Origin of the sequence: Shigella sp. FC1967 (assembly GCF_001743005.1) — a bacterium.
Taxonomy (GTDB): Bacteria; Pseudomonadota; Gammaproteobacteria; order Enterobacterales; family Enterobacteriaceae; genus Proteus.
The window spans coordinates 1-2,151 of sequence record NZ_MIIZ01000894.1; the positions used below are offsets into that span (position 1 = coordinate 1).

Below are 2,151 nucleotides of genomic sequence, written 5' to 3' on the forward strand. Positions count from 1 at the left end.
ATAAATGATAAGTTTATATTTTGCACATTGTCTTATGAGTAATAATAAAAATGGGCAAATAAAAGATTAATCAGATAATACAGGTATAGGATAGGGAAAATGAATGAGAATAATAGTTCTGTAAATCAACATTTTATTCGTAAACTTGAAGGCATCGTTGGTAAAAAACACGTATTAACACAAGCACATAAAACAGAACGTTATCGTAAAGGCTTTCGCTCAGGGCAAGGTAAGGCGCTGGCAGTTGTCTTTCCCGCAGATCTATTAGAACAATGGCGAGTTTTTAAAACCTGTGTTGAAGCCGATAAAATTATTATTATGCAAGCGGCGAATACTGGATTAACAGAGGGCTCGACGCCTAATGGTGATGATTATGATAGAGATATCGTCATTATCAGTACATTACGTCAAGACAAAATACAGGTTCTTTCAGAGCATAATCAAGTTATTGCTTTCCCCGGCAGTACGCTATGGCATTTAGAAAAAGTATTAAAGCCATTAGGGCGTGAGCCTCATTCTGTTATTGGATCTTCTTGTATTGGTGCGTCAGTCATCGGGGGAATTTGTAATAACTCGGGCGGTGCTTTAGTTCGTCGTGGACCCGCTTATACTGAATTATCCCTTTATGCTCGGGTTAATGAAAAAGGTGAAGCTGAATTAGTTAACCATTTAGGGATTGATTTAGGTGAAACACCAGAGGAAATATTAACCAATTTAGATAATCGTCATTATCATGAGAAACAGATAAAAATAACAGAGAAATTAGCTTCTGATCATGAATATCATGAACGTATACGTGATGTTGATGCTAATACACCTTCTCGTTTTAATAATGATGAACGGCGTTTATATGAGGCCGCTGGGAGTGCAGGAAAATTATCTGTATTTGCTGTGAGGTTAGATACTTTCCCCGCCGATCATCGTACTCAGGTTTTTTATATTGGTACTAATAATCCGGACGAACTTGAAGATATTCGCGTCATATTTTAAGCCATTTTAAAAAGTTACCTGTTGCTGGGGAATATATGCATAGAAGCTATTATAAAATGGCTGAAGTGTATGGAAAAGATACGTTCTTGGTGATTGATAAATTAGGTACAGACAAAATGCCAATATTATTTGCTGTAAAAGGGCGAATAGATGCGGTATTAAATAAAGTGCCTTTTTTACCTAAAAATATGGTAGATAGAACAATGCAGTTTATGAGCAAACTATGGCCAGCTCATTTACCAGAGCGTATGACAGATTTTCGTGACAAATATGAACATCATCTTATGTTAAGAATGGCAGATGATGGAATTGAAGAAGCGGCAACTTATTTAAAAGAGTACTTTAAGCTAGCATCAGGTGATTATTTTGAATGCACTGAAGAAGAGGGAAATAAAGCCTTCTTACATCGTTTTGCTGCTGCAGGTGCTGCTGTGCGTTATCATGCCGTTCATGTTAATGATGTAGAGGATGTGTTGCCATTAGATATTGCATTGCGCCGTAATGATAAAGATTGGTTTGAAAAATTACCGCCTGAAATAGAGAATAAATTACTTTATAAACTCTATTGTGGGCATTTTATGTGTCACGTTATGCACCAAGATTATATTATTAAAAAGGTGTTGATGCTAAGGCACTAAAAGCAGAAATGCTAGCATTATTAGATCAACGTGGTGCGGAATATCCAGCAGAGCATAACGTAGGTCATATGTATTATGCTAAGCCTCAATTAAAAGCATTCTATAAACGTAACGATCCAACCAATAGCATGAACCCAGGTATTGGCAAGACCTCAAAACTAAAATATTGGGGAGAAGAGTGTGGTTGTGGACGTGCACATAATGACACTAGTGCAGAGAATAAAGAATAACTATTGTAGATTGTGTTTATTAAATTAAAAATAAAAGGCAGGATAAACCTGCCTTTTGTCTATTTAGTCATTAGCCCATAATGCTTTGCTATTATGAGCAATAAAATGAACATCAATTTTATTAGGGTTAATAAAAATGACTAATGCGAGAATAAAAAATAATTACATTTATCTTCATATTTATCATCCATCAAAATCACAATCCCCAAGGTTTTCAATTTTATCAAAAAGGGATTTGTTTTTAATATATGCTCATCTTGAGTACCCATATTCCAGCCTAAAATGAGTAAACT

General features: G+C 35.3%; 1 pseudogene. It reads left to right on the top strand.

Going from position 1 to position 2,151, the window contains the following annotated elements:
- Positions 1 to 99 precede the first annotated feature (99 nt).
- A pseudogene (gene dld / locus BHE89_RS15460) lies at positions 100 to 1,858 on the top strand (D-lactate dehydrogenase).
- The last annotated feature ends 293 nt before the right edge of the window (positions 1,859 to 2,151 follow it).